Origin of the sequence: Delftia sp. UME58, assembly GCF_014170385.1 — a bacterium.
GTDB lineage: Bacteria > Pseudomonadota > Gammaproteobacteria > Burkholderiales > Burkholderiaceae_C > Comamonas > Comamonas acidovorans.
In genome coordinates this window covers 91848-111579 of record NZ_LZZV01000052.1, presented here as the reverse complement: position 1 = coordinate 111579, position 19732 = coordinate 91848, and the positions used below count along the sequence as shown (strand labels likewise).

Annotated in this window: 15 protein-coding genes and 2 pseudogenes; 12 read left to right on the top strand and 5 right to left on the bottom strand. The window is 66.7% G+C overall.

Annotated features, from left to right (window positions below):
* Positions 1–113 precede the first annotated feature (113 nt).
* The 9 genes and pseudogenes from A9976_RS13595 to A9976_RS13555 all read left to right on the top strand — a co-directional run bounded on the left by A9976_RS13595 (position 114) and on the right by A9976_RS13555 (position 8018).
* On the top strand, positions 114–941 hold the full coding sequence (locus tag A9976_RS13595) for a DUF932 domain-containing protein (RefSeq protein ID WP_183019693.1): 828 nt from the start codon (positions 114–116) through the stop codon (positions 939–941).
* An 81-nt stretch (positions 942–1022) separates the two neighbouring features.
* A pseudogene (locus A9976_RS13590) lies at positions 1023–2372 on the top strand (ParB/RepB/Spo0J family partition protein); the annotation flags it as partial.
* 4 nt (positions 2373–2376) lie between these two features.
* A pseudogene (trbJ, locus tag A9976_RS13585) lies at positions 2377–3051 on the top strand (P-type conjugative transfer protein TrbJ); the annotation flags it as partial.
* A gap of 12 nt (positions 3052–3063) precedes the next feature.
* Positions 3064–3402 carry a hypothetical protein gene (locus A9976_RS13580; protein WP_183019437.1) on the top strand — a complete coding sequence of 113 codons (339 nt, stop codon included), beginning with the start codon at positions 3064–3066 and terminating at the stop codon, positions 3400–3402.
* On the top strand, positions 3399–4775 hold the full coding sequence (trbL, locus tag A9976_RS13575) for a P-type conjugative transfer protein TrbL (protein ID WP_183019436.1): 1377 nt from the start codon (positions 3399–3401) through the stop codon (positions 4773–4775). Before A9976_RS13580 ends, trbL begins: the two co-directional genes overlap by 4 nt.
* 18 nt (positions 4776–4793) lie before the next feature.
* On the top strand, positions 4794–5498 hold the full coding sequence (gene trbF, locus A9976_RS13570; protein ID WP_183019435.1) for a conjugal transfer protein TrbF: 705 nt from the start codon (positions 4794–4796) through the stop codon (positions 5496–5498).
* Positions 5495–6508 carry a P-type conjugative transfer protein TrbG gene (gene trbG / locus A9976_RS13565; RefSeq protein ID WP_183019434.1) on the top strand — a complete coding sequence of 338 codons (1014 nt, stop codon included), beginning with the start codon at positions 5495–5497 and terminating at the stop codon, positions 6506–6508. Before trbF ends, trbG begins: the two co-directional genes overlap by 4 nt.
* Before the next feature lie 2 nt (positions 6509–6510).
* A complete protein-coding gene (locus tag A9976_RS13560; RefSeq protein WP_183019433.1) occupies positions 6511–7779 on the top strand; it encodes a TrbI/VirB10 family protein in 1269 nt (422 codons plus the stop codon).
* Positions 7776–8018, top strand: a complete 243-nt coding sequence (locus tag A9976_RS13555) for a DUF2274 domain-containing protein (RefSeq protein ID WP_086955850.1) — start codon at positions 7776–7778, stop codon at positions 8016–8018. The genes A9976_RS13560 and A9976_RS13555 overlap by 4 nt, the downstream gene beginning before the upstream one ends.
* A gap of 434 nt (positions 8019–8452) precedes the next feature.
* On the opposite strand, the gene A9976_RS13550 is transcribed toward A9976_RS13555, so the two are convergent.
* The 5 genes from A9976_RS13550 to A9976_RS13530 form a co-directional block, all read right to left on the bottom strand.
* Positions 8453–9460, bottom strand: a complete 1008-nt coding sequence (locus tag A9976_RS13550; protein ID WP_012207363.1) for a tripartite tricarboxylate transporter substrate binding protein — start codon at positions 9458–9460, stop codon at positions 8453–8455.
* Between the two features lie 163 nt (positions 9461–9623).
* A complete protein-coding gene (locus tag A9976_RS13545) occupies positions 9624–10364 on the bottom strand; it encodes an SDR family NAD(P)-dependent oxidoreductase (RefSeq protein WP_016450985.1) in 741 nt (246 codons plus the stop codon).
* A 7-nt stretch (positions 10365–10371) separates the two neighbouring features.
* Positions 10372–11583, bottom strand: a complete 1212-nt coding sequence (pcaF, locus tag A9976_RS13540; RefSeq protein WP_126310915.1) for a 3-oxoadipyl-CoA thiolase — start codon at positions 11581–11583, stop codon at positions 10372–10374.
* A gap of 73 nt (positions 11584–11656) precedes the next feature.
* A complete protein-coding gene (locus tag A9976_RS13535; RefSeq protein WP_183019692.1) occupies positions 11657–12316 on the bottom strand; it encodes a 3-oxoacid CoA-transferase subunit B in 660 nt (219 codons plus the stop codon).
* 26 nt (positions 12317–12342) lie between these two features.
* The gene (locus A9976_RS13530) at positions 12343–13044 is read right to left on the bottom strand and encodes a 3-oxoacid CoA-transferase subunit A (protein WP_012207359.1); all 702 of its coding nucleotides are present in this window, start codon (positions 13042–13044) and stop codon (positions 12343–12345) included.
* 86 nt (positions 13045–13130) lie between these two features.
* Between A9976_RS13530 and A9976_RS13525 the strand changes: the two genes are divergently transcribed.
* The 3 genes from A9976_RS13525 to A9976_RS13515 all read left to right on the top strand — a co-directional run bounded on the left by A9976_RS13525 (position 13131) and on the right by A9976_RS13515 (position 19690).
* Positions 13131–13970 carry an IclR family transcriptional regulator C-terminal domain-containing protein gene (locus tag A9976_RS13525; protein WP_183019432.1) on the top strand — a complete coding sequence of 280 codons (840 nt, stop codon included), beginning with the start codon at positions 13131–13133 and terminating at the stop codon, positions 13968–13970.
* A gap of 90 nt (positions 13971–14060) precedes the next feature.
* Positions 14061–14771: a transposase gene (locus tag A9976_RS13520; RefSeq protein WP_183019431.1), complete on the top strand. Its 711-nt coding sequence runs from the start codon at positions 14061–14063 to the stop codon at positions 14769–14771.
* 188 nt (positions 14772–14959) lie between these two features.
* Positions 14960–19690, top strand: coding sequence for a glutamate synthase-related protein (locus A9976_RS13515; protein ID WP_183019430.1), 4731 nt, complete (start codon positions 14960–14962; stop codon positions 19688–19690).
* Positions 19691–19732 lie beyond the last annotated feature (42 nt).

Here is a 19732-nt window from a genome sequence, read left to right as displayed (position 1 = left end):
GGCCAACCGGGTTCCTCGTGCCAACCGCACCGAACAGCCGAAAGGCTGGGCTCCGAATCTAGGAATCCGGTGTGCGGTTTGAACAGCAAACCCTTTTCGTCAGGAGAAAGACCATGCTTGCATCCCGTTTCGCTTCCCGTTCCCCGGTACTGCGCAGCGATTCCCCGCTTTCCGATGACCAGATTTACCGCGTGGCCCCATCCATCTTTGCGGAAGCGCCCCACGAAAGCCGTTCCCAGCGGTACGCCTATATCCCCACCGCCACGGTGCTGACCGAACTGCGCAAGGAAGGGTTTCAGCCCTTCATGGTGACGCAGACCCGCACCCGCCACGAAGACCGGCGCGACTACACCAAGCACATGATCCGGCTGCGCCACGCCAGCCAGATCAACGCCCGAGGCGAAGCCAACGAAATCATCCTGCTGAACTCGCACGACGGCACCAGCAGCTACCAGATGCTGGCCGGAATGTTCCGTTTCGTGTGCAGCAATGGCCTTGTTTGCGGCGATACCGTGGCCGATGTGCGCGTGCCGCATAAGGGCGACGTGGCCGGGCAAGTGATCGAAGGTGCCTATCAGGTACTGCACGGTTTTGACCGTGCGCTGGAATCCCGCGAATCCATGCAGGCCATCACGCTGGACGAAGGCGAGGCCGAAGTGTTCGCCCGCGCCGCGCTGTCGCTCAAGTACGACGACCCGGACAAGCCCGCACCCATCACCGAATCGCAAATCCTGATGCCGCGTAGGTTCGACGACCGCCGCCCGGACTTGTGGAGCGTGTTCAACCGCACCCAAGAGAACCTGACCAAAGGCGGTTTGCATGGGCGCAGCGCCAACGGACGCCGCCAGCAGACCCGCCCGGTGCAGGGCATTGATTCCGATGTGCGCCTCAATCGCGCCCTCTGGATGCTGGCCGACGGCCTGCGCCAGTTGAAAGCCTGATTCCCCTGCGCGGCAGGGGCAGGCAGCAACCCTTGCCGCGTCATTCGCTGCTGCATTCCATCATCGCAAGGAGTTTTCACCATGAACACCATCAACCACACCGAAGCCCAAGCCATCCACGCCACGGCCAGCGCCGCGCCTGCCGTGCTGCTGGAAGCCGCCGACCCGAGCAAGAATCTGATTCTGGTGCCGCTGTCGCGGCTGGTGTCGCGCCCCACAGGCCGCAACGTGCGCAAGACCCCGCGCATGTCGATTCCTGAACTCGCCGCCAGCATCCAGCGTGTCGGCCTGTTGCAAAACCTGATCGTGACCGCGACCGCTGACGGTGAGCGTTACGAAGTCGTGGCCGGAGGCCGTCGCCATGCCGCCCTCAAGCTGCTGGCGAAGAAGCGCCGTATCAGCAGGGAATGGGAGGTGCCTTGCCTGTTGGTGGCCGATGGCACCGCCCGCACCGCCAGCCTGACCGAGAACGTACAGCGCGAAGCCATGCACCCCGCCGACCAGTTCGAGGCATTCGCCGCTCTAGTGGCCGAAGGCCGCCCCATCGAGGACATAGCCGCAGATTTCAGCGTCACGGCGCTGGTGGTGCAGCGTCGCCTGAAACTCGCCAACGTGTCGCCGCGCCTGCTGGCCGACTACCGGGCCGAGGCCGTGAGCCTTGACCAGTTGATGGCCCTTGCCATCACCGACGATCACACCGCGCAGGAAGCCGCGTTCTACGATGCGCCCACATGGCAGCGTAGCCCGCATAACCTGCGCGACCGCCTGACCGAGCGCGAGATTGATGCCCACCGGCATCCGCTGGTGCGCTTCGTTGGGCTGGATGCTTACGAGGCCGCAGGCGGTGGCACCCGCCGCGATCTGTTCGCGGAAGCCGATAGCGGCGTGTATCTAACCGATGCGACGCTGCTGGAACGACTGGCGCAGGACAAGCTGGCCAGCCTTGCCGCCGAGGTGAAGGCCGAAGGCTGGGCATGGGTGGATGCCACCCCCGGCTCGACCCATGCCGACCTGCAAGCCTTCCAGCGCGCCCCGAGACAGCGCCGCAGCCCGAACAAGCGCGAAGCCCAACGCATCGAGAAGCTGCAAACCAAGATGCAGGCGCTGGCCGAGGCCACGGATGCCGCTCTGGACGCCGACGACGAAGAAAAGGCCGACGCCTTGCAGGAGGAAGGCGAACACCTGGGCGAACAGTTGCAGGCGCTGGAAGATGGCTTGCAGGACTACGGGGAAGCCGTCAAAGCTGCCGCCGGTGCCATCGTCACGATCGACCGCAACGGCGAGGCCGTGATTCATCGTGGCCTGCTGCGCGAAGCCGAGGCCAAGGCACTGCGCACGCTGGAACGGCTGCGGCAAGGTTTCGGCAGCGAGGGCAAAGCCGGGAACGACGACACCAGCGAGGAAACCGACGACGCCTCCAAACCCGCCGCTCGCCCAGCCGGCGGCGGCACTCACCTTCGTTGATCCCGTCAACCTGGTGCAGAACACGCTGACTGCCATCCGCACGCTGGAGCAGATCAACAACCAGATCAACCAGCTTCAGAACGAAGCGCAGATGTTGATGAACCAGGCGCGCAACCTGGCGAATCTCGACTTCAACATCGTCAACCGCCTGCGCTCGACGCTCGCCACGACCGAACGCCTGATTGCCGAGGCGCAGGGACTGGCCTACGACGTGCAGAACATGGATCGGGAATTTGCCCGCCTGTACCCGGAGCAGTATGCGGCCACCGTCAGCGGCGACCAGATGCTGCGTGATGCCCGCGAGCGGTGGAAGAACACCCTCGACGGCCTGCACACGGCGATGCGGATGCAGGCGCAGGTGTCGCAGAACCTGGCGCAAGACGAAAGCGCGCTGTCCGACCTCGTGAGCCAGAGCCAATCGGCCACGGGTGCCTTGCAGGCCATGCAGGCGACGAACCAGCTTCTCGCCTTGCAGGCGAAGCAGTCCATCCAGGCCCAGCAGCTCCAGATCACGCAAGACCGGGCGGCCTCGCTGGAACTGGCCCGGCAGGCGGCGGCGACCGAGCGCGCCCGTGAAGTGCGGCGGCGCTTCCTCGGCACCGGCACGCCGTACACGCCGCAGTCCGTCAACTTCTACAACAACTGACAGGGGGCGGCCATGCGATGCGTTCCTGTCCTGCTGGCCGTGCTGCTGACCGCTTGCGGCCAGTCGTCCGATCAGCAAAGGGCCGAAGACCTGGCCGCGACCTTGACCGCCGATCCCGTGCGGCTCAAGGCGCTGCGCGTCCAATGCGCAGCCGACCGGCAAGCCGCAGGCGAAGACACCTGCCGGGCCGCCGCCGAAGCCTTCCGGCGGCGCTTCTTCGCCGGCCAGACCGGGCCGGACGAATACCGGACGCTGGCCGAACTGCCGCCGATCCCGGCGAGCTTCGACACGCCCACCGACGATGCGCCGGAAGGCGATGCACCGCTCGCCGCTGCGGAGGACGCGCCATGAACGACGTGACCATCATCGACAGATTCCTCGATACCTTCTCGCGCTACATCGACTCGGGTTTCGGACTGCTGCAAAGCGAAGTGGCGTTCCTGACGGCCACGCTGATCGTCATCGACATGACCATCGCCGGCCTGTATTGGGCCATGAGCCACGCCACCGGCCAGGGCGAGGACGTGATTGCCAAGCTGCTGCGCAAGGTGCTCTACGTCGGTGCCTTCGCCTACATCATCAATAACTTCAACTGGCTGGCCCGCATCGTGTTCCGGTCGTTCGCCGGCCTGGGTCTGACGGCCACCGGCTCGACGTTGAGCATGGATAACTTTCTCCAGCCGGGACGGCTGGCGAAGACGGGCATCGACGCTGGCGCACCGATCTTGGAACAAATCGGGGACATGGCCGGCTTCCCCGAGGTGTTCACCAACCTTGATCCCATCGTGGTGCTGTTCCTGGCCTGGCTGGTGGTGATCCTCTGCTTCTTCGTGCTGGCGGTACAGCTTTTCATTACGTTGATCGAGTTCAAGCTGACCACGCTCGCCGGCTTCGTGTTGATTCCGTTCGCGCTCTGGAACAAGACGAGTTTCCTGGCGGAAAAGGTGCTCGGCAACGTGGTGTCGTCGGGCATCAAGGTCTTGGTGCTGGCCGTCATCGTCGGCATCGGCTCGGGTCTGTTCGCGGAGTTCCAGGTGCATCCCGACGAGCCTTCCATCGACCATGCGCTGGTCGTGATGCTGGCCTCGCTCGCGTTGCTGGCGCTGGGCATCTTCGGCCCCGGGATCGCCACGGGTCTGGTGTCCGGTGCGCCACAGCTCGGCGCGGGCGCGATGGCCGGGGCTGCGGTCGGCACCGGCGTTGCCATCGGTGCCGCCGCGACCGGCGTGGGCGGCGCCGTCATGGCGGGCGCACGCATGGCCCCGGCCGCCGCCAAGCTGGCCGGCAGCGGCGCACGCGCTGCCACGTCGGCGGCCAGCAGCGCCAAGTCCGCGTTCCAGGCCGGTTCCGCCGCTGCGGGCGGCGGGGCCAAGGGTGCGGCGGCTGGCCTGGGCAACGTCGCAAAGACCGGCGCGCAGGCCGCAGGTCGCCGTGCCGCGTCCGGCGCCGCCTCTGCTGGGCAAAAGGTAGCGGATTCCTTCCGGGCCGGATGGAACGGCACGGATGCCGGCGCAGCCGGTTCCGGCCAGGCCGCCGCAGGCGAAGGCGCAGACGGCGCCGCCAGCGCACCGAAGCAGGAGCAACCCGCCTGGGCCAAGCGGATGCACCGCCGACAGCAGATCACCCATGCCGCGACCACCGCCGCCCACACGCTGCGCGGTGGCGACGGTGGCGGCTCGGGGCAAGGCCCGAGCCTGCGCCCCGATGAACAACGCGATACCTGACCACCAAGGAGAACACCCATGCGATTCAAGCGACCGCACGTGCGCTATGCCGATACGCCGCAGCCTGCAACCCCGTACCAGTCCGCCGCGCAGGTGTGGGACGACCGTATCGGCTCGGCCCGCGTGCAGGCCAAGAACTGGCGATTCATGGCCTTCGGCTGCCTCACACTCGCGCTGCTGATGGCTGGCGGCCTGGTGTGGCGCTCTGCGCAGTCCATCGTCACGCCTTACGTCATCGAGGTCGATCAGTCCGGGCAGGTGCGCGCCGTGGGCGAGGCGGCCACGCCGTACCGGCCCGCCGATGCGCAGATCGCGCACCACCTGGCGCGCTTCGTGACGCTGGTGCGCTCGCTGTCCATCGACCCCATCGTGGTGCGGCAGAACTGGCTGGATGCCTACGACTACACCACCGACAAGAGCGCGGCGGTGCTCAATGATTACGCCAGCAAGAACGACCCATTCGCCCGCATCGGCAAGGAGTCGGTGACGGTGCAGATCACCAGCGTTGTCCGCGCCAGCGACACGTCTTTCAACTTGCGCTGGACGGAACAGCGATTCGTCAACGGTGCGCCCGCTGGCACCGAGCGGTGGAACGCCGTGCTTTCCACCGTCCTGCAAACCCCGCGCACCGAACAGCGCCTGCGCAAGAACCCGCTGGGTATCTATGTCAATGGCCTGTCGTGGAGCCGCGAACTGGATTCTTCCGAAGGAGCCAAGCCATGAACCTGCCTTTTCGCTTTTACGCTTTGCCGTCGATCCTGCTGGCATCGTCTGTCCTGTTCTCGGGCTGCGCCTCGCAGGGCAAGCCGCCGCCGTCCATCTCGCTCGATGAGCCGGTGCAGGCGCAGCCGCTGCCGGAACCGCCCACGCCGGTGGAAGTGGTCGCCGTGCCCGAACCCCTGGCGCTGCCTGCGCAGTTGAAGCCGCTGCTCGAAGTGGACTCGGCCCCGGCCGCCCCGGAGCCGGCCGACGAGAAGGTGCGTGTCTCGCGTGCGAATGCCGAGGCGCGCATCGCGCCCACGCGCGAGGGCTACGTCAATGCGATTCAGGTGTGGCCTTTCACCGACGGCGCGCTGTATCAGGTCTATACCGCGCCGGGGCGCGTGACCGTGGTTTCGCTCCAGCCAGGCGAGGAACTTGGCACCGTGGCCGCTGGCGACACGGTGCGCTGGATCGTGGGCGACACGTCCAGCGGCAGCGGAGACGCGCTGCGCGTCAATGTGCTGGTGAAGCCGATCCGCTCGGGCCTGAAAACCAATCTGGTCATCACCACCAGCCGCAGGACATACCTGCTGGAACTGACCTCGACGGAAAAGGCATGGATGGCTTCGGTGTCCTGGGACTACCCGAAAGACCGGATGCTGGCCTTGCAGCGTCAGTCGCAGGCGGCCAGCGCCGCCGCGCCGGTCGATACCGGCCTGTCGCTGGAGAAAATCCGTTTCCGCTACGCGGTGTCGGGCAGTAATCCACCGTGGAAGCCGCTGCGCGCCTTCGATGATGGCGAGAAGGTCTATATCCAGTTCCCACCGGGTATCGCCCAAGGCGAGTTGCCGCCCTTGTTCGTCATCGGCGCGCAGGGCGACGGGCAACTGGTGAACTACCGGTTCCGCTCGCCGTACTACATCGTGGACCGGCTGTTCGGCGCGGCCGAACTGCGCCTGGGCGGTGATGGCGGCGACGTGGTGCGGATCGAACGCACGAATGGCGTCGTATCAAGGAGTGGGAGGAACTGACCATGAGCCAGGACGACACTCCCGACCTCGCCACGCCGCAGGCGGGCAAGGTAGCCCCCGAGGCGGTGGCGCTGCGCGCCCAACCTCGCCCGGTCACGCGCCTGAACCGGCGCACGCTGGCCATCCTCGCAGGCACCCTGTCGGTCGCCGTGCTCGGCGCGCTGATGTGGTCGCTGCAACCGCAGCGGCGCGGCGCAGGCGAGCAGACCGAGCTTTACAACGTCGATCGCGTCTCGAAGTCGGAAGGGCTGGACGCGCTGCCGGCGGACTACTCGAAGCTGCCGCCGAAGGTGCCGGAACTGGGGCCGCCGCTGCCTGGCGATCTTGGCCCGGCCTTCGTGAAGTCGCAGCAGCCGGTGATGGCCGCCTACGCGGCCCCCGGCCACGACCCGAACGACGCGCTGCGCAAGGAAGCCGAATCGGCGGCGGCCTCATCAGTGTTCTTTCGCTCGGGTTCGCAGAAGGTCGCGCCGGTGGCGCAGACGCAAGCCGCCGCCGCGCCGGGCTTCGCCGCCAATGCGGCCTTCGACCCGCTGGCAGCCGGGCCTGCCTCGACGGCGGCCCAGCCCGCCGACCCGACCGCCGTGCAGAACCGGCAAGATCAGAAAGAGGCGTTCCAGAAAGCCGGAACCACGGAAACCCGTAATTCCGGCAATCTGACCCTGCCGGCTTCGCCGTATCAGGTCATGGCCGGAACGGTGGTCGCAGGTGCCTTGGTGACGGGTATCAAGTCGGACTTGCCGGGCGACGTGATCGCCACTGTGACGGAGCCGGTCTATGACACGGCCACCGGCAAGTTCCTGCTGATCCCACAGGGTTCGCGCATCCTGGGCAAATACAACAGCCAGGTCAGCTACGGGCAGAGCCGCGTGCAGGTGGTGTGGAACCGGATCATCTTGCCGGATACGTCTTCGCTCACGCTCGACAACCTGGCCGGCACCGACCCGGCCGGTTATGCCGGGTTGGAAGATGATGTGGATTGGCATTGGGGCCGCATCTTCGCCGGGGCGGCGCTGACGACGCTGCTGGGTGTCGGTGCCGAGCTGGCCGCGCCAGAGAATCGGCAGGACGGCGACCGCATCGTCATCGCCGGGCGCGACAGCGCGCAGGACAGCATCAACCAGGTCGGCCAGGAGATGACCCGGCGCAACCTCAACATCCAACCCACCTTGACGGAGCGCCCCGGCTTGCCGGTACGCATCATCGTCAACCGCGATCTGGTGCTGCGGCCGTACCAGCCGCTTTTCTTCAACAGGGGGACTTCACGATGACGACGCGCAAGCTGCGGCTCGGGCCGCTACCGAAAACCGAATCCACGAAGCTGACCTTTGCCTGCCCGGCCAGCCTGAAAGCCGACCTCGACCGTTACGCCGCGCTGCACGCGCAGACCTACGGCGAAGCGGTTGATGCGGCGACGCTGATTCCGCACATGCTGGAAGCCTTCATGGCCGGGGATCGGGGATTCAGGAAGGGAGGCGCGGGCAAGGCCGCGCCGCTGAAGCCAAGCTGACGCAGTCTGCTTCCGCTGGCGTCCGTCGCTCGAAAGCGCAGCCTAAGGCTGCGCTTTCTTCATTCTGGAGAGCGTCGGTCGATTGGGCTACGCAGAAGAACTGCGACCACCACTGCTGGCAATCGTCTCCGATACAGCACGCCTCGGCTTTCCACCGCGACGCTCTTATGTGGCTCCTGGCCTGCAACGCAGTAGCCTCGCAAAGCAACCACAAGTAGAGCTAAATCCGCGCCCTATATAGACTTCCGGGCATCAGGACTATTTCAATAACTGCTTGACGTCGGACATTTTTTATTCCCCATTTCAATGCTCAAACGCATGGCGCTGGAAACCGGCGCAGCCTGACACCAGGGGCGCCGAGCAAGAGCCGCCTCGCGGCGATGGCGCCGTCCCCCTTCAGGGGGAAGCCGCAAAGCGGCTCAGGGGGAGGCCAGTTACACCTGTGCTCCGGAGTCTTTTACGACCTTGCTCCACTTCGTCGATTCGGCCTTGATATAGGCGAGGAACTCGGCCGGCGTGTCGATCACGACGTCGCCACCCTGGTCGTTGATCTTCTTGACCACGGCCGGGTCCTTGAGCACCTTGGCAATGGCCGTGTACAGGCGCTGCTGCACGGCGGCGGGCGTCTTGGCCTGGGTCCAGAGGCCGAACCACGAAGTGGCCTCGTAGCCGGGCACGCCGGCTTCGGCCACGGTGGGCACATCGGGCAGTTCGGGCGAGCGCTTGGCCGTGGTCACGGCGATGGGGCGCAGCTTGCCCGAACGCACGTGCTGGATGGCCGAGGGCATGTTGTCGAACATGATGGCGATCTGGTTGCCCAGCAGGTCGGTGATGGCCGGGGCGCTGCCCTTGTAGGGCACGTGCACCATGTCCAGGCCCGTCATGGAGCGGAACAGCTCGCCCGACAGGTGGATGGAGCTGCCGCTGCCCGAGGAGCCGTAGTTCAGCTTGCCGGGATTGGCGCGCGCGTAGGCGATCATTTCCTTGACGGTCTTGAACGGCTGGCTGGGGTGGGCCACCAGCAGGTTGGGCACGTTGGCCACGCGCGTCAGGGGCGAGAAGTCCTTGATGGGGTCGAAGCCGGGCTTGGCGTAGAGCGCGGCATTGATGGCATGCGTGCCCACGGTGCCCATGAACAGGGTGTAGCCGTCGGCCGGCGCACGCGCGGCGGCCACGGCGCCGATGTTGCCGCCCGCGCCGGGCTTGTTGTCCACGATCACGGTCTGGCCCAGCTCCTGCTGCAGCGCCTGGGCGACGATGCGCGCCAGGATGTCGGTGGTGCCGCCAGCGGCGAAGGGCACGAGGATGGTGATGGGCTTGCTGGGGAAGCCGTCCTGGGCCAGGGCGGCGGTGCCGGACAAGGCGCCGAGCGCGGTCAGGGATGCGGCGGCCAGCGCCTGCAGGCCACGGCGGCGGGTGAAGTGGGTGGTTTGATCGGACATCGAGAGGTCTCCTGATTCGGCAATAAGGTGGATGGCCGGGCCCGGCAACGCCGGGCTGGGCCAGGGCAAGGCCCTGTGTGGCGCCCGCCTGTGCAGGCGGGCGCTTCCAGTGGTTCTTCTTGAAGGGTGTTGTGCCTGGAAAGGCGTTCGGTCAGACGGGTGGTCAGACGGGCGCCACGCCCAGCGTGGTGCCGCCGCAGATGTAGAGCACCTGGCCGGTGACGAAGCCGTTGTCGGGCGACAGGAAGAACAGCGCGGCACGGGCCACGTCTTCCGGTGTGCCCATGCGGCCCACGGCAATGCTGTTGAGGATGCGCTGGGTCTGCGGCGCGCCCTCGGGGTTGCTCTTGGTGAACAGCTCGGTGGCGATGGGGCCGGGGCCCAGGGCGTTGACCGTGATGCGGTCGCGGCCCAGCTCCATGGCCAGGGTGCGCGTCAGGCCGATCAGGCCGGCCTTGGTCGCCGAGTAGACGATGCGGTCGGGCTTGCCCAGCGCGGCGCGCGAGGACATGTTCACGATGCGCCCCTCTCCGCAGGCGCGCAGCGTGGGCAGGAAGGCCTGCACCAGCAGCATGGGTGCGCGCAGGTGCAGTCCCACCACGTCGTCGAGATGCTGGGTGCTGGCGTTGTCGATGGTGCCGGGGCGCGTGGCGCCCGCGTTGTTGACCAGGGCCACCACGTTGTGCGCGGCGGCAATGCGGGCCGCCGCCTCGGCGGTGGCCTGCTCGCTGGTCAGGTCGGCCTGGTAGCTCACCAGCAGCGGATGGCTCCAGTCGGGCAGCACGTAGTCGAGGTTGACCACGGCGCGGCCCTGGGCCAGCAGGGCCTCGGCGATGGCGCGGCCGATGCCGTTGCTGGCGCCGCTGACCACGGTGACGGGTGTCTTGTTGTCCACGGTGCTCATCGCAGTCTCAGACCTTTTCCAGGATCACGGCAATGCCCTGGCCCACGCCGATGCACATGGTGCACAGCGCGTAGCGGCCGCCCAGCGTGTGCAGCTGGTTCACGGCCGTGGTGGCCAGGCGGGCACCGGAGGCACCCAGCGGATGGCCCAGCGCAATGGCGCCGCCCCATTGGTTGACGCGGCGGTCATCGTCGGCAATGCCCAGATCGCGCAGCACGGCCAGGCCCTGGGCGGCGAAGGCTTCGTTGAGCTCGATCACGTCCATCTGCTCCAGCGTCAGGCCGGTCAGGGCCAGTACCTTGCGCACGGCGGGCGCGGGGCCGAAACCCATGATGCGCGGGGCCACGCCGGCCACGGCCATGCCGACCACGCGGGCGCGCGGCACCAGGTTGTATTGCCTGGCGGCCTCCTCGTTGGCCAGCAGCAGGGCGCAGGCGCCGTCGTTCACGCCGCTGGCATTGCCGGCCGTCACCGTGCCATCCGGGCGCACCACGCCCTTGAGCTTGGCCAGCGCCTCGATGGTGGTGGCGCGCGGATGCTCGTCCTGGCTCACCACGATGGCGTCGCCCTTCTTCTGGGCAATGGACACGGACACGATTTCCTTGGCCAGGTAGCCGGCCGCGATGGCGGCGGCCGCCTTTTGCTGGCTGGCCAGGGCCATGCGGTCCTGGGCTTCGCGCTCGATCCTGAAGTCGTCGGCCACGTTCTCGGCCGTCTCGGGCATGGAGTCCACGCCGTACTGCTGCTTCATCAGCTTGTTGACGAAGCGCCAGCCGATGGTGGTGTCGTAGACGGCGTTGCTGCGGCTGAAGGCGCTTTCTGCCTTGGGCATGACGAAGGGTGCGCGGCTCATGCTTTCCACGCCGCCCGCGATCATCAGGCGGGCCTCGCCCGCCTTGATGGCGCGAGCGGCCGTGCCCACGGCGTCCAGGCCCGAACCGCACAGGCGGTTGATGGTGGCGCCCGGCACATCGATGGGCAGGCCGGCCAGCAGGGCGGACATGCGCGCCACGTTGCGGTTGTCTTCGCCCGCCTGGTTGGCGCAGCCGTAGAGCACGTCGGCCACGGCCGTCCAGTCCACGCCGGGGTTGCGCTCCATCAGCGCCTTGATCGGCACGGCGCCGAGGTCATCGGCACGCACCGGGGACAGGGCGCCGCCGTAGCGGCCGAAGGGGGTGCGGATGGCGTCGCAGATGAAGGCCTGGTTGGACTGGCTCATGGTGTCTCCTGGGAAAAGAATGAAGAGGTGCCGGGGTGCGCGGCAGCGCACCCACTGGGGGGGAGCTGAGGGATCAGGCCGTGGCCGCCGCGTCCTCGATGGACAGGCCCACGATGGACTGCAGCTCGGCGTGCGAGAGGCCGGGCACGGTGTCGATCAGGCGCAGGCCCTGGGGCGTGCATTCCAGCGTGCACAGGTCGGTGTAGATGCGCTTGACGCAGGACAGGCCCGTGAGCGGGTAGCTGCAGGCCTCGACGACCTTGCATTCGCCGGTCTTGGTCAGCAGGTCCATCATCACCCAGGTCTGGCGTGCACCCACGGCCAGGTCCATGGCGCCGCCCACGGCCGGAATCGCACCGGCCTCGCCTGTGCTCCAGTTGGCCAGGTCGCCCGTGGCCGAGACCTGGAAGGCGCCCAGCACGCAGATGTCCAGGTGGCCGCCGCGCATCATGGCAAAGCTGTCGGCATGGTGGAAATAGCTGCCGCCCGGCAGCAGGGTGACGGGCTGCTTGCCGGCATTGGTCAGGTCATAGTCTTCCTGGCCTTCGGCGGGCGCCGGGCCCATGCCCAGGATGCCGTTCTCGCTTTGCAGGATGACCTCGCGGCCGGCCGGGATGTGGTTGGCCACCTGGGTGGGCATGCCGATGCCCAGGTTGACATAGGCGCCGTCGAAGATGTCTTCGGCCACGCGCCGGGCCAGCTCTTGCTTGCTGCGTTTCTGGTAGCTGCTCATGCTCTTGCTTTCGGCGGTTGGGGCGCTCATGCGGTTTTCTTGAAACCGCCGGCCTGGGTGGCGACGCGGTCGATTTTGACGATCTGGCTCACATAGATGCCGGGGGTCACCACGGCCTCGGGGTCCAGCGCGCCCAGCTCCACGATCTCGTGCACGGTGGCGATCGTGTGCTTGGCTGCCGTGGCCATCACGGGGCCGAAGTTGCGCGCCGACATGCGGTAGGTGAGATTGCCCCAGCGGTCGCCCTTCTCGGCCTTGACCAGTGCCACGTCGCCGTGGATGGGGTGCTCCAGCACATAGTGCTTGCCATTGATCTCGCGCGTTTCCTTGCCGTTGGCCAGCTCCGTGCCATAGGCCGTGGGGCAGAAGAAGCCGCCGATGCCGGCGCCGGCGGCGCGCAGGCGCTCGGCCAGGTTGCCCTGGGGCACGAGTTCCAGCTCGATCTTGCCGCTGCGGTACAGGTCGTCGAACACCCAGCTGTCCACCTGGCGGGGGAAGCTGCAGATGATCTTGCGCACCTGGCCGCTCTTGAGCAGGGCGGCCAGCCCCTGGTCGCCATTGCCCGCGTTGTTGTTGACCACGGTCAGCTCGCGTGCGCCCTGGGCGATCAGGCCGTCGATGAGTTCGGTGGGATTGCCCGAGGTGCCGAAGCCCCCGATCAGCACGGTGGAGCCGTCCTGGACGCCCGACAACGCCTCGGCGATGGTGTCGGTGATTTTGTTGATCACTTGCTTGTCTCCGGTATGCAGGCCGCTGGCGCTGCGCTAAAATGTTCGTATGTAGAACAAAAGTTCGCAGAAAGAATTATAGAGCCATGGAAAAAAAAGCCGCTTCCGTAATTTCCACAGGTGGGGCCGAAGAAGAGGGCGGCACGCCGCGCCCGGGCGACAGCTATGTGCAGTCCTTTGCGCGCGGCCTGGGCGTGATCCGCTCGTTCAGCGCCGAAGCGCCTGCGCAGACGCTCAGCGAGGTGGCCGCGCGCACGGGGCTCACGCGTGCCGGGGCCCGACGCATCCTGCTGACGCTGCAGACGCTGGGCTATGTGAAAAGCGACGGCAAGCTGTTCCAGCTCACGCCGCGCATCATGGAGCTGGGTTTTGCCTACCTCAGCTCCACCCCGGTCTGGAACCTGGCCGAGCCCGTGATGGAAAACCTGGTCGACGAGGTCAAGGAGTCCTGCTCGGCCGCCGTGCTCGATGGCGGCGACATCGTCTATGTGCTGCGTGTGCACACCCACAAGATCATGAGCACCAACCTCGGCGTGGGCTCACGCCTGCCGGCCTGCTGGACTTCGATGGGGCGCGTGCTGCTGGCCGGCGAGAGCGATGAATCCCTGCAGGTCCTGCTGGACGCGCGCGAGCGCCGGCAGTTCACGGCGCTGACCGAGCAGGATGATGACCGCCTGCGCCAGCGCATTCTGGAGGTGCGCGCCCAGGGCTGGGCCCTGGTGGACCAGGAACTGGCCGAAGGCCTGATCTCCATCGCCGCTCCCGTGAAGAACGCGGCCGGGCGTACCGTGGCCGCGCTCAACATCAGCGGCCAGGCCAACCGCAACAGCGCCGAGATGATGCGCGGGCAACTCCTGCCCCGGCTGCTGGCCGCCACGCAGCTGGTGAGCCAGCTGCTGCGGGCCTCGGCGCGTCTTTCCCTGTAGAGCGGAGTGCGGCAGTGCGGGACGGCGCGGGGCAGGGCGCTCCATAATTGCCGCTCCACGCCCTGCACCCGCTTGCCTGCACTCAGCACCATGGCCCGCCTGCCCAGACTCACCATTGCGGATCTGCCGCACCACATCATCCAGCTCGGCAACAACGGCGCGGACATCTTCATCGATGCCCAGGACCGGGAGACCATGCTGGGGCTGCTGCGCGAGATGGCGCGCAGCTGCGAGCTGGCCGTGCATGCCTACGTGCTGCTGCCCAGCCAGTTCCACCTGCTGGCCACGCCGCGCACCGACGATGGCCTGCCCAGGTTCATGCAGGCCGTGGGCCGGCGCTATGTGCGCTACTTCAACGACCGCCACGGCCGCAGCGGCACGCTGTGGGAAGGCCGCTATCGCGGCACGGTGCTGCAGCCCAGCTGGCTGCTGCCCACCATGGTCTTCATGGACGACAGCCCCGTGCGCGCCGGCCTGGTCCAGCGGCCGGCCGACTGGCCCTGGTCCAGCTACGCGCACAACGCCGGCCTGCGCAGCGACGCGCTGATCCAGCCGCATGCCGTGTTCTGGGGGCTGGGCAACACCCCGTTTGCGCGTGACGCGGCCTATGTGGAGGCCGTGGAGGAGGGGGTCGGCGCCGACGATGCCGAGCGAATCAGCCAGTCGGCGCTGCGGGGCTGGGCGCTGGGCGATGAGCAATTCATTGCCGATTTACAACAGCGCACCGAGCGCCGCGTGACGCGCCAACGTGCCGGTCGTCCGCCCGGACGGACCAATGAGCGCACCACAACAGTGCGTTAGTACCCACTGATGGCTTGCAAGTGCTTGATTCCTCACTGCAGGTCTTTGTGAAATAAATATGTCCCTCATTAATTTCCGATTTTTTTGTTCTGGAATTAATTGGGATCTGACCCTTATATAAATTTATTGCATGAGGTGATGCCTTGCCTTAATCTTGCGTTCCCTGCGAAAAATTTGAGGATTCCGCCATGACGACGGCTGCCGAGATCAAGCATCTCCAAGACCACGGTCTGTACTCCAAGAGCAACGAGCACGACGCCTGCGGCCTCGGCTTTGTTGCACATATCAAGGGCGTCAAGCGCCATGACATCGTCACCGGCGCGCTCAAGATCCTCGAAAACATCGACCATCGCGGCGCCGTGGGTGCCGACAAGCTCATGGGCGATGGCGCGGGCATTCTGATCCAGATTCCCGACCAGCTCTACCGCGAAGAGATGGCCAAGCAGGGCGTGGCCCTGCCGCCCGCGGGCGAGTACGGCGTGGGCATGATCTTCCTGCCCAAGGAACATGCCTCGCGCCTGGCCTGCGAGCAGGAGATGGAACGCGCCATCAAGGCCGAAGGCCAGGTCCTGCTGGGCTGGCGCGATGTGCCCGTGAACCGCGACATGCCCATGTCGCCCACGGTCCAGGAAAAGGAACCCATCCTGCGCCAGGTCTTCATCGGCCGCGGCGCCGACGTGATCGTGCAGGATGCGCTGGAGCGCAAGCTGTACGTGATCCGCAAGACGGCCAGCGCCGCCATCCAGAACCTCAAGCTCAAGCACAGCAAGGAATACTACGTTCCCAGCATGAGCAGCCGCACCGTGGTCTACAAGGGCCTGCTGCTGGCCGACCAGGTGGGCGTGTACTACAACGACCTGTCCGACGAGCGCTGCGTCTCGGCCATCGGCCTGGTGCACCAGCGCTTCTCGACCAACACCTTCCCCGAGTGGCCGCTGGCCCACCCCTACCGCTACGTGGCCCACAACGGTGAAATCAACACCGTGCGCGGCAACTACAACTGGATGCTGGCGCGCGAGGGCGTGATGGCCTCGCCCGTGCTGGCCGAGGACCTCAAGAAGCTCTATCCCATCAGCTTCGCTGGCCAGTCCGACACGGCAACGTTCGACAACTGCCTGGAACTGCTGACCATGGCCGGCTACCCCATCAGCCAGGCCGTGATGATGATGATCCCCGAGCCCTGGGAGCAGCACGAGTCCATGGACGAGCGCCGCCGCGCCTTCTATGAATACCACGCCGCCATGATGGAGCCCTGGGACGGCCCGGCCTCCATCGTGTTCACCGATGGCCGCCAGATCGGCGCCACGCTGGACCGCAACGGCCTGCGCCCCTCGCGCTACGTGATCACCGATGACGACCTGGTCATCCTGGCTTCGGAAGCCGGCGTGCTGCCCGTGCCCGACAGCTCCATCGTGCGCAAGTGGCGCCTGCAGCCCGGCAAGATGCTGCTGATCGACCTGGAGCAGGGCCGCCTGATCGAGGACGACGAGCTCAAGGCCAACATCGTCAACACCAAGCCCTACAAGCAGTGGATCGAGAACCTGCGCATCAAGCTGGGCAGCGTGGGCAGTGACACCCATGCCGGCCCCGAGGCCGCCAGCCTGCCGCTGCTCGAGCGCCAGCAGGCCTTCGGCTTCACGCAGGAAGACATCAAGTTCCTGCTGGCCCCCATGGCGAAGAACGGCGAGGAAGGCATAGGCTCCATGGGCAACGACAGCCCGCTGGCCGTGCTGTCGGACAAGAACAAGCCGCTGTACAACTACTTCCGCCAGATGTTCGCGCAGGTGACCAACCCGCCGATCGACCCCATCCGCGAAGCCATCGTGATGTCGCTGGTGTCCTTCATCGGACCCAAGCCCAACCTGCTGGACATCAACCAGGTCAACCCGCCCATGCGCCTGGAAGTGCACCAGCCGGTGCTGGACTTCGCCGACATGGCCAAGCTGCGCGACATCGAACGCCACACGCAGGGCAAGTTCAAGAGCGCAACGATCGACATCACCTACCCGCTGTCCTGGGGCAAGCAGGGCGTGGAAGCCAAGCTGGCATCGCTGTGCGCGCAGGCCGTGGACGCCATCAAGGGCGGCGCCAACATCCTGATCATCAGCGACCGCCATGTGAGCGCCACCCAGGTGGCCATCCCCGCGCTGCTGGCGCTGTCGGCCATCCACCAGCACCTGGTGCGCGAGGGCCTGCGCACCACGGCCGGCCTGGTCGTGGAAACGGGCACGGTGCGCGAAGTGCACCACTTCGCCGTGCTGGCAGGCTACGGCGCCGAGGCCGTGCATCCCTACCTGGCCATGGAAACCCTGGCCGACATGCACAAGGAGCTGGGCGGCGACCTGTCGGCCGACAAGGCCATCTACAACTACGTCAAGGCCATCGGCAAGGGCCTGTCCAAGATCATGTCCAAGATGGGCGTGTCCACCTACATGTCCTATTGCGGCGCCCAGCTGTTCGAGGTGATCGGCCTGAACAGCGACACCGTGGACAAGTACTTCACCGGCACGGCCAGCCGCGTCGAGGGCATCGGCGTCTTCGAGATCGCCGAGGAAACCATCCGCAACCACCGCGCGGCCTTCGGTGACGATCCCGTGCTGGAGACCATGCTGGACGCCGGCGGCGAATACGCCTGGCGCGCCCGTGGCGAAGAGCACATGTGGTCGCCCGACGCCATCGCCAAGCTGCAGCATTCCACGCGCTCCAACAACTGGAGCACGTACAAGGAATACGCCCAGCTGATCAACGACCAGAGCAAGCGCCACATGACGCTGCGCGGCCTGTTCGAGTTCAAGTTCGACCCGGCCAAGGCCATTGCGCTGGACCAGGTCGAGTCGGCCAAGGACATCGTCAAGCGCTTTGCCACGGGCGCCATGTCCCTGGGCTCGATCAGCACCGAGGCCCATGCCACGCTGGCCGTGGCCATGAACCGCATCGGCGGCAAGAGCAACACCGGCGAAGGCGGGGAAGATCCCCAGCGCTACCGCAACGAGCTCAAGGGCATCCCGATCAGGAAGGGCGAGACCCTGGGCTCCATCATCGGCGCCGACAAGGTCGAGGCCGACATCGAGCTGCAGGACGGCGACTCGCTGCGCTCCAGGATCAAGCAGGTGGCATCGGGCCGCTTCGGCGTCACGGCCGAGTACCTGTCCTCCTCGGACCAGGTGCAGATCAAGATGGCTCAGGGCGCCAAGCCCGGCGAAGGCGGCCAGCTGCCCGGCGGCAAGGTGTCCGACTACATCGGCAAGCTGCGCCACTCCGTGCCCGGCGTCGGCCTGATCTCGCCCCCGCCCCACCACGACATCTACTCCATCGAGGATCTGGCCCAGCTGATCCACGACCTGAAGAACGTGGCACCGCACGCCGACATCTCGGTCAAGCTCGTGTCCGAAGTGGGCGTGGGCACCATCGCGGCCGGCGTGGCCAAGTGCAAGAGCGACCACGTGGTCATCGCAGGCCATGACGGCGGCACGGGCGCATCGCCCTGGTCGTCCATCAAGCATGCGGGCTCGCCCTGGGAAATCGGCCTGGCCGAGACCCAGCAGACCCTGGTGCTCAACCGCCTGCGCGGCCGTATCCGCGTGCAGGCCGACGGCCAGATGAAGACCGGCCGCGACGTCGTCATCGGCGCGCTGCTGGGCGCCGACGAGTTCGGCTTCGCCACCGCGCCCCTGGTCGTCGAGGGCTGCATCATGATGCGCAAGTGCCACCTGAACACCTGCCCCGTGGGCGTGGCCACGCAGGACCCGGTGCTGCGCGCCAAGTTCTCGGGCAAGCCCGAGCATGTGGTGAACTACTTCTTCTTCATCGCCGAGGAAGTGCGCCAGATCATGGCCCAGCTGGGCGTTGCCAAGTTCGACGACCTGATCGGCCGTGCCGACCTGCTGGACACCCGCAAGGGCCTGCAGCACTGGAAGGCCCAGGGCCTGGACTTCTCGCGCCTGTTCGCCCAGCCCGAAGTGCCCGCCGACGTGGCGCGCTTCCATGTCGAACGCCAGGACCACCTGCTGGACAAGGCGCTGGACGTGAAGCTGATCGAGCGCTGCAAGCCGGCCATCGAGAACGGCGAGCGCGTGCGCATCATGGAAGTGGCGCGCAACGTGAACCGCTCCGTGGGCGCCATGCTCTCCGGTGCCGTGACGCGCGTGCATCCCGAAGGCCTGCCGGATGACACCATCCGCATCCACTTCGAGGGAACCGGCGGCCAGTCCTTCGGCGCCTTCCTGTGCAACGGCATCACGCTGAACCTGCGCGGCGATGCCAACGACTACACGGGCAAGGGCCTGTCCGGCGGCCGCGTGGTGGTGCATGCCAGCCATGAATTCCGCGGCGACACGACGACCAACACCATCGTCGGCAACACCGTGATGTTCGGCGCCACCAGCGGCGAGGCCTTCTTCGGCGGCGTGGCCGGCGAGCGTTTCGCGGTGCGCCTGTCGGGCGCCACGGCCGTGGTCGAAGGCGTGGGCGACCACGGCTGCGAATACATGACCGGCGGCACGGTGGTGGTGCTGGGCAAGACGGGCCGCAACTTCGCGGCCGGCATGAGCGGCGGCGTGGCCTATGTCTATGACGAGGATGGCCGCTTCGCCGAGCGCTGCAACAAGGCGTCCGTCTCGCTGGACCAGGTGCTGCCCCACGACGAGCACCTGGCCCAGGTCTCGCCCGCCGTCTGGCACCGCCGCGAAACCGACGAACGCCAGCTGCGTGCACTGATCGAGGCGCACAGCCGCTGGACGGGCTCCAAGCGCGCCCGCGACCTGCTGGACAACTGGGCTGCGGCCCGCTCCAAGTTCGTCAAGGTCTTCCCCAGCGAGTACAAGCGCGCCCTGTCCGAGATGTACGAGCGCCAGGTGATGGAAGAGCCCGCCACGCCCGAGGTCGAGGAACACGCCAAGGAGGCGGTGGCCGCCAAATAAAGCAGGACTTGCGCAAACAGGATGAGACCCGGCACCGTGCCT